The sequence below is a fragment of the Aeromonas sp. QDB11 genome (assembly GCF_027705265.1).
Lineage (GTDB): Bacteria > Pseudomonadota > Gammaproteobacteria > Enterobacterales > Aeromonadaceae > Aeromonas > Aeromonas allosaccharophila.
Genome location: NZ_JAPDBM010000216.1, coordinates 1 through 752, shown reverse-complemented (window position 1 = coordinate 752; position 752 = coordinate 1). Strand labels below are relative to the sequence as shown.

Here is a 752-nt window from a genome sequence, read left to right as displayed (position 1 = left end):
CCCGAGAAACCCGAGCCGGAGCAGAAAGAGGCTGCTTAAAACAGCTTTGCGCGACAACTATCTTGAAAAACGCCGGGGGCACCCGCATGTTGATTAGTAAATGAAAGGTAACAATATGTTGACTGTAAGCATCGTCAAAGGACTTTAGCTACAAGAGTTTTACAAATAGTTGTATTCTTAAATAGTGTTCCAAGAATCTTATCGGAATAGTCCGCTTGTATTTGAATTGATAAATTAGAAACTATTTTTGTCATACACTCTTCAAATTTGACTTCATTTACATTGAAGTTATAGTCATTCGCTAATTTACTAATGTTTAATGAGGTGAACACAATTTGTTGAATTAGTCTATTTCCATGAACAAGCACACCATAATCACGACCACTTTTTTTCCCTAAAGCACTAATTTTAACCAAGAGAATTCTATCTAATTCTCTTAAGCATTTAACAACATTCCATAAGTAAACACCATTTGTATTAGGGTTGAAAATAGTTCTGTAAGGTGCTCTGTCAATATTTTCATAAAATTTACCTATTTCCTTTTTCACCTGTACAGCCAAGCTGACGTCTTTTGATGCGCATGTTAAAGCAACAGTCGCTTCAGATAGATCGAAAGAGTTTTCTGAAGCCTTAAAATTGTCAGACCGAACAATGTTATACTCAATACCCTCAATTGCTAAATAGCTGTTCCGAATAGTAGATCACCGGAGGAAGGGAACTCAGTCCAGTTTGTGCGATCTGATTAGTCGCTA

The 752-nt window shown here is 36.4% G+C and carries 1 protein-coding gene; it reads right to left on the bottom strand.

All coding sequences use genetic code 11. The annotated features are described in order from the left end of the window. Window positions 1-134 precede the first annotated feature (134 nt). Window positions 135-560, bottom strand: coding sequence for a hypothetical protein (locus OKC40_RS22740; RefSeq protein ID WP_270797057.1), 426 nt, complete (start codon window positions 558-560; stop codon window positions 135-137). Between the last annotated feature and the right edge of the window lie 192 nt (window positions 561-752).